Source organism: bacterium (genome assembly GCA_040753085.1).
Lineage (GTDB): Bacteria > UBA9089 > JASEGY01 > JASEGY01 > JASEGY01 > JASEGY01.
The window spans coordinates 1-7,514 of record JBFMHI010000134.1 but is presented as its reverse complement, the minus strand read 5'-3'; the positions used below and the strand labels follow the sequence as shown (position 1 = coordinate 7,514).

Here is a 7,514-nt window from a genome sequence, read left to right as displayed (position 1 = left end):
GCAGCAAACATAAACAGCCTTTTCCCGCTCTGAAAGCCAGTTTGGGACTTTTTTGTGTTCCGGTTGGAGAACAAAAAGTGTAAACCGATCTCTCCCTTCTCAAGTAGCGATTTGAAACGATGCCCAGATTTGTTTTATCTTCGTGCCCTTCGTGTTCTTCGTGGTTTTTAAAAGATGTGGGTAAGGATAAGCCCATCAAGGGAGAGGGAATTTTGCTTTGTCTCCCAACTAACTGCTTAACTTAGTTTTGAGTAGTTACGCTTTTTCTAACCATTTCTATCCCGGCAGCGGCTAATAGCTCCGAAGCCATAGGATCAGGATAGGCCCCGGAATAGACAATCCGTTTTATCCCGGCATTAATCAACATCTTGGCACAAAGACTACATGGCTGATGGGTAGAGTAAAGGGTGGCATCTTTTATATTAACCCCATGCGAGGCGGCCTGGATGATGGTATTTTGTTCGGCATGCAGGCCCCGGCAAAGCTCGTGCCTCTCCCCTGAAGGCACCCCTTCCTCTTTTCTGATACAGCCAACATCAATACAGTGGGGCAACCTGGCAGGAGCCCCATTATAGCCGGTAGTCAGTATTTCCTTGTCTTTAACCAGAACGGCTCCTACCTGTCTTCTAAGACAGGTAGACCGCCTGGCCACTTGATAAGCTATCTCCATAAAATAATCATCCCAGGTGGGACGTGTCCACATAATATCACCTCATTTACGATTGCGGATTTCGGATTGCAGATTGCGGATCTAAAATCTTGTCTGTACTCAAAATCAAGTTGAGAACTTGTCAATTGCAAGCCCGAACGGAGTGAGGGAGGGAGGGAGCAATCCGTCCTGTTTCGTCTTCGGCTCGCAGTCCTCGCATTACGACACAGCCTCTTCAAGGGTAAGTACTCAACTTAGTTTTGAGTAGTTACAAAATCTTCAATCCGTAATCCGAAATCCGAAATCCGAAATTTAGTTGCGGCGGGAGGCTTCGCGCTATTATATTTTGCGGGGTCGGCTAAATCGATTAGAAAGCAAACCTTCGGCCAAAAGCAGTCCAAGGACAATGCCCAGGAATCTGTTCCCTAATTCTCTTCCCTGCCGGGATTCATAAACGACTCTTTCTATTTGGCCGTTGGAGGAAATAAACTTCACCTTCGTATCTTTAAAGATTTCTTTAACCTCTGATTTACTGAGGAGGGAAAGGTCTGATTCCGAAAAATCCGGCCTGGCCGTGAAGTGCTCTTTATCCCCTGACCGATTGACCTGATAAATTCCGGTTTTGTTTAGAGGGCCATAATCGGCGGCCAGTGAAGCCCCTTTTTGAATGGGTTTGATCTCTCTGACCTCTCCTTCCGGATCGATGACAATAATCGGCTCCTCGGTGGTCGCCGGTAGCTCATATCGGTCGCCAACCATAAATTCTCTTGGAATTGACGAGAAATTTCGATTCAAATAGTAAGTCAACTGGTGCATCAGGGGAAGATAGAAGGGTGAAAGGGGTAAATCATTCCAACTGATATCTCCACTGCTGGCCACCATAATAGTTCGTCCCTTCCCCCATTTTCCTTCGATGATGGCTGGATAAGCTTCGTTAAATTTGGCCAGGACCCGGGAAGAAGGCAGCGGATCTACTTCAAAGATTTGATAGAAATGAGTCCCCTCCAACCCCCTTTTCAGGGACTTAAATGGATTAAAGATATAATGGTTAATCTCAAAAGAAACAATAGTGAAAGGTTTATCTTTTCTTTCCAAGACAGTTATTGGTTTAGCTGGAAGCAAGTGACTGAGCCTTTCACTAATCATACCTTTCCCCCCTAAAAAAATAAGCAAACCACCACCGGCTTCGAGGTATTTGGTTAAGTTGACCTCCACCTCGGCAGAAATATCTTCCAGATTAACTAAGGCAATAAGGTCATAATGTGAAAGATCGAACCTGGCCAGATCGGCGGCTGCATCGGAAACAGGCATGATGAGGTAGCCCTTTTCCTCCTGACCAGCCGGCCTGAGGGCATAGTTAAGATAAAGGGTGTCTTTGTCTTCAGGCCCAATAGTCAAGACCTTTATTACCGCCGGGATACGGAAAGAAAAAGGATAGATGTTGTCCAAAGCCAGGGCATCATCCTTAAGGGCGAAATAACCGGTATATTCTCCGCTCTTTTGGAAGGTGTAGTAAAAGTTGATTGAAGTTTCTTCCTTCGGGTCTACTTTTAAAATTCGCTGTCCCCTTTTATCACCATCCAGATACAGGCTGACCAGTAGATCCTTTTCCTGGTCATCAAAGTTTTTAATCCTGGCTCCCAATTGGTGGGGGGTATTGATTCTCAGTATGGTGGGAATATCAAGGTCAACGATGGCGGCATTTTCGACCATTCGGTCCGACGGCCAGCTCAAGCAAAACAATTTTATAGCCGGATCAGGTTTTATCCCGGCCATATCTTCCCAGGCTTTTTTTTGACCATCGCTTAAGATGTAGATTTCGGCGTTAGGGAGAGTTTGGGTCTGAAGGATTTGGTAGGCCCGATTAAGGGCCGGGGCGATAAATCCGGGCGTATGGCCTGGTTCTATCCGTTTGATCTCACGGGCTACTTGAGCTAAATTAAAGGTGGGCGGATCAAAGATGATCTCAGGTTGAAGGGAGGCCAGGATAAGACTGGCCCTATCTCCCTCTTTAAGAGATTCCAAGACCTTTAAGGCGGTTTCTTTAGCCCGTTCAATGGCTGTTTTTCCTCCGGCTGAGGCGGCCCCCATACTGTAAGAAACATCGATGATAAAGATAGCCGTGGTTTTTGCTCTCTCCCCAAACCCACCCAGGGAGCCAGTCTCTGATTTAAGGGTTGGTCTGGCCAGGGCCAGGGAGAAAAAAGCAATGATAAGAATCCGAAGGGCCAGGAGGAGAAGCTGCTGGAGTTGGAACCGCCGTCTTTTTCTTCCTTCCAGGAACCGTAAGAACATCAGGCTGCTGAATTGAATCTTGCGGATTCTCCGTCGGGCCACCACGTGGATAATGATGGGGATACTGGCTCCTAATAAGCCTAATAAGAAAAGGGGATTAAGAAAGGTAAGCATTAATTTTGTCTAAAAGCATAGTAACTACTCAGCCACTAAGGGACAAACTTCGTGCCTTAGTGGCCTTGCGGCTGAGTGGTTACATAATATCAAATTATGCCTGAACTGTCAAAGGAAAAAATTTATCGAGATTCACAATTTAACTTGACCTAGATAAATAAACAAGATATAATGATAAAATTATGGGGGCAGAATCAGAAAGGCTTTTTGAGTTAGCTAAGAGATATATCCCAGGTGGGGTAAATTCTCCGGTCAGGGCCTTTGGTGCGGTGGGCGGGAATCCTATCTTTATCAAGAAGGGGATCGGCAGCAAGGTCATAGATGCGGATGAGGCGGAGTATATCGATTATGTCTCTTCCTGGGGACCTCTTATTCTGGGGCATGCCCACCCTGAAGTGACCGCGGCGGTGACGAAGGCAGCCGGTCTGGGCACCGCTTTTGGCGCCCCAACCGAGGCAGAGGTAGAACTGGCTCGCCTTATCACGGAGGCCTTCCCCTCCATTGACCTGATTAGGATGGTCAATTCGGGAACCGAAGCCGTGATGTCTGCCATCCGTTTAGCCAGGGCATATACCCAACGAAACCGGATTATTAAATTTGAAGGGTGTTATCACGGCCATTCCGACAGTCTCTTAGTCAAGGCCGGCTCAGGCGCAGCTACCTTTGGGCTGCCTGATAGCCCGGGGGTGCCGCTTAGTTTGACTCAATATACCTATAACCTCCCTTATAATAACCTTAAAGTGGTAAAAGAAGTCATTGAGAGAGAGCATTCTGATATGGCCGCGGTTATCGTAGAGCCGGTCGCCGGGAATATGGGGGTTATTCCACCTATGGCCGGTTTCCTGGAAGGGCTAAGGGAATTGACCGCCAGACACGGTATTATCTTGATCTTCGATGAAATCATTACCGGCTTCAGGGTAAATTATGGTGGAGTTCAGACATTATTCGATATAAAGCCGGACATGACCTGTCTGGGTAAGATCATTGGCGGGGGTTTTCCGGTGGGGGCTTATGGCGGCCGGCGGGAGATAATGGAGATGATTGCCCCTTCCGGGCCGGTTTATCAAGCCGGCACCCTATCCGGCAATCCGGTAGCTATGGCCGCTGGCTTAGCTACTTTGAGAATTTTATCTGATAAAGAAATATATAATAGACTTGAAAAAACGACCACTCTTCTAACCCAAGGATTACTCAAGAATATTAAAAAACTAAGGGTCCCTGCCGTCATTAATCAAATCGGTTCAATGTTCTCCCTCTTTTTTACGGCCGGCAGAGTAAGGGATTATGCCTCCGCTAAAACATCCGATACTGAAAGATACGCCCGTTATTTCCGGCAGATGCTTAAAGAGGGGATATATCTTCCGCCTTCCCAATTTGAAGCGGTCTTTGTCTCCGCCGCCCATACTGAAGCCGATATCGAGAGAACTATTAAGGCCGGCTTTGCTTCTCTTTCAGGGGTCTTAAGGGATTTGGGAGGATAGAAGGCGGTTTGCGGAGCTTTCGCCTAACACATTGCAAAAGACTTTTGTGCAACCCCTTCAGGCTTCTCTTGCAACGGGAACGTTAAATGAAATTGTGGCGTTAAGGATATAATAGAAATAGGGAGATTAGGTTAAAATGAGACTAAATAAAAGGGAGCAACTGGCACTGAAAAGATTTAGAATGGCGATTGAAGAAGCATTAGTAGGTAATCTTGTAGAAGTGAAGTTGTTTGGCTCCAGAGCTCGTGGAGACGCTTGGAAAGATTCAGATATAGATGTGTTAGTAATTATATCAAGCGGTAACTGGCATATCTGTGATGTGGTTTATGGTATAGCTACTGATATACTTCTTGAAACTGAAGTTTGTATATCTCCGAAAGTCATCAACAGAAAGGAGTATAATCATCTTTATAATATGGGGGCTCCTTTTATAAAAAATATTATCCGAGAAGGAATTACGGTATGAATGAAAAAGCGTATGAGAAGGCTGTTAAAGAGTTAACTCGTTATCAAAGAAGGCCCTTTTTGCAGCAAAGATATTAATTGAGAAAGATTTGTTTGAGGATAGTGTTTCAAGGGCTTATTATGCTGTTCTTCATGCTGCAAAGGCTGCTCTATCATTATCTGAGGTCGAAGTGGATACTCATAATGGGGTACGAAGGATGTTTAGTCTTCACTTTGTCAAAACAGGAAAAATAGAAAAAGAGTTCGACCTGTACGGTTAGAGATTACAAGCAATTCCCTTCAAACCTGAAAGGTTTGAATTTTACATAACCACAGGTGAAACCTGCGGAAGGCGAAACAGCTACGAACATCTCAACCCTGAAAGGGTTGAATTCTAGGCGATGGATAATATTCGACCCTTGCAGGGTCGAGCGTTGCGATTTGTTTCCGTAGATTGCATCTACGGCTATTTAAAATTCGACGCTTTCAGCGTCAGTAGTCTACAACCTAACCGTACAGGTCGAGTTTTTTCAATGCAGCCTACAGGGCAATCGCATCGAGCCTCAAGCCTTGAGCCTCGAGCATCCAGCATCGAGTATCGAGCATCGAGTATATATTTTGAGGCGATTACCCTGGTCAAGGGGAAATAATCTGTTGACAATCTGGTATCTTTTATGATAAAATTTAATGCAATCAGATGCAGGAAAAGACGATGGACGAAGTCTTTTAAGGGGAATCTATCTCTTTCCATATCCAAGAATAATCTGGGCAATCTGGATAATCGGTGAAATCTGTGTTTCAAGGGAGGGCTGAGTACTTAGGAGGTAGTAATGAACCAAAATAAGTGGTCCAAAGTTGTTGTGATTCTGGGAGTGATAGCCATCACAGGAAGTGGAATCTATAGTTTTATCTTTGGAGAGGCAGGCTATTTAAAAAGGCGACAGCTTGAAAGAGAAGTAGACCATCTTGAAAAAGAGATCATATATTTAAGAAGCAATAATGCTGAAACGGAGAAAAAAAGAAAGGAGTTAACGGAAGATCCAGCGGCCTCTGAAAAAATAGCCAGAGATAAATACGGTATGACTATGCCTGGTGAAATAATAGTCAAATTTCCGGAGGAATAACTTGTGACTTGTGGCTTCTAAAGTATATTCTGGCCGTGTTTATCGTTTAGGCCACTTACCGATCAGGTGGATAGACTGAAGGCTGAAGGTAGAAGGCTTTTAGGGACAAATGCTGTGAGCAGATTAGTTAGGCTTCACAAACGCAACAAGGAGAGATGCGATGGGAAGAATACGTCAGATGATAAAGGTAAATGGTCGGGAATGTTGGACGCTGTTTGATACAGGGGCCCGAAATACATACGTCGTTCCTGCAGTGGCCACGTTATTGACCACGTCGAAATTCAAGAAGCCGCTCCGAAGTGCTTTGGGTGGAAAAGTAAAAGAAACAACTCAGACAGCCATCCTGGAGGCTGAACTGGAAGGTCGCCGAATATCCACTCACGCCATGGTTGTTGATGAGATCGGGAAAGATGAAGAGGGAACTTCTATCGAGATTCTTTTCGGCGTCTTGGCCATGCACCAATGGGGCATACGGCTGATTCCAGAGCAAGAGAAAATAGACCTTACCCACTATCCCGAGGAATTCGTTGAATTCTGAAACTGGCAAGGCGGTTGGAGCCCGCCGCGCCGTTCAGCCGAGCACGAAGCGGTCGGCTGAACAAGGCGGTGGAGCCGACCGTGCCCCCGGCGTGGCGGCTCATCGCGGAGGGTAGATAGACTGAAGGCTGAAGGCTGAAGACTGAATAGTTACGTTACCGATCACTGATCACTGATTATCCGAGTAATTACCGGGAGGAAATTACCAATGAACTCGAAATCCGACGACCCGCTAGGAGGTGCCCCGAACTCGAAACTCAAGACAGATAAGCTCCTGGTGGGAATTGTTATGGGGAGTAAGTCGGACCTGCCGGTGGTGGAAGAGACGTCTAAGCTGCTGGATCAATTCGAGATAGGACATGAGATGCGGGTTATTTCCGCCCATCGCACCCCTGAATTGGCCCATCAGTATGCTAAGGAAGCTGAAAAGAGAGGTCTGGAAGTTATTATTGCGGCTGCCTCCGGCGCGGCTCACCTGGCAGGGGTAATAGCTTCTTTTACCCCCTTGCCTGTTATTGGCATTCCTCTTGAGGGACGGACTATGGGCGGCCTGGATTCCCTTTATTCTACCGTCCAGATGCCGGCTGGGGTGCCGGTAGCTACGGTGGCTATTGGTCAGGCTGGAGCTAAAAATGCGGCTATCTTAGCGGCTCAAATCCTGGGAGTAAAGTTCTCCTACCTGAGGGATAAAGTAAGGGCATACAAAGGCGAAATGGCTGAGATAATAGAAAAAGAGTAACCGCTCAGCCACAGATGCACACAGATGAAACACGGAAAATCCGTGAGCCGTGTCCGTGATTCGGGTCTGTCCTTAGGCTGTAGGGACAACCCTTGTGGTTGTCCGTCTACGGAACGGACATGGACAAGCAC

At 46.4% G+C, this 7,514-nt stretch carries 7 protein-coding genes and 1 pseudogene; 6 read left to right on the top strand and 2 right to left on the bottom strand.

All coding sequences use genetic code 11. The features are described from left to right. Window positions 1-241: 241 nt before the first annotated feature. Together AB1797_11495 and AB1797_11490 are read right to left on the bottom strand one after the other, a co-directional pair. Window positions 242-703 carry a cytidine/deoxycytidylate deaminase family protein gene (locus AB1797_11495; GenBank protein ID MEW5768222.1) on the bottom strand — a complete coding sequence of 154 codons (462 nt, stop codon included), beginning with the start codon at window positions 701-703 and terminating at the stop codon, window positions 242-244. 285 nt (window positions 704-988) lie between these two features. Next, window positions 989-3,058 (bottom strand): VWA domain-containing protein, encoded by a 2,070-nt coding sequence (locus tag AB1797_11490; GenBank protein MEW5768221.1) that lies wholly within the window; start codon window positions 3,056-3,058, stop codon window positions 989-991. A gap of 182 nt (window positions 3,059-3,240) precedes the next feature. Here AB1797_11490 and hemL point away from each other — a divergent pair, with 182 nt between their 5' ends. The 6 genes and pseudogenes from hemL to purE all read left to right on the top strand — a co-directional run bounded on the left by hemL (window position 3,241) and on the right by purE (window position 7,383). After that, complete coding sequence (hemL, locus tag AB1797_11485; protein ID MEW5768220.1) at window positions 3,241-4,539, top strand: glutamate-1-semialdehyde 2,1-aminomutase; 1,299 nt, start codon at window positions 3,241-3,243, stop codon at window positions 4,537-4,539. Window positions 4,540-4,675: 136 nt separating this feature from the next. Then, complete coding sequence (locus tag AB1797_11480; protein MEW5768219.1) at window positions 4,676-5,005, top strand: nucleotidyltransferase domain-containing protein; 330 nt, start codon at window positions 4,676-4,678, stop codon at window positions 5,003-5,005. Window positions 5,006-5,063: 58 nt separating this feature from the next. Then, window positions 5,064-5,264, top strand: a pseudogene (locus tag AB1797_11475) (HEPN domain-containing protein). A gap of 549 nt (window positions 5,265-5,813) precedes the next feature. After that, the gene (locus AB1797_11470; GenBank protein MEW5768218.1) at window positions 5,814-6,107 is read left to right on the top strand and encodes a septum formation initiator family protein; all 294 of its coding nucleotides are present in this window, start codon (window positions 5,814-5,816) and stop codon (window positions 6,105-6,107) included. Between the two features lie 160 nt (window positions 6,108-6,267). Further along, a complete protein-coding gene (locus AB1797_11465; protein MEW5768217.1) occupies window positions 6,268-6,645 on the top strand; it encodes an aspartyl protease family protein in 378 nt (125 codons plus the stop codon). Window positions 6,646-6,852: 207 nt separating this feature from the next. Next, a complete protein-coding gene (purE, locus tag AB1797_11460; protein ID MEW5768216.1) occupies window positions 6,853-7,383 on the top strand; it encodes a 5-(carboxyamino)imidazole ribonucleotide mutase in 531 nt (176 codons plus the stop codon). The last annotated feature ends 131 nt before the right edge of the window (window positions 7,384-7,514 follow it).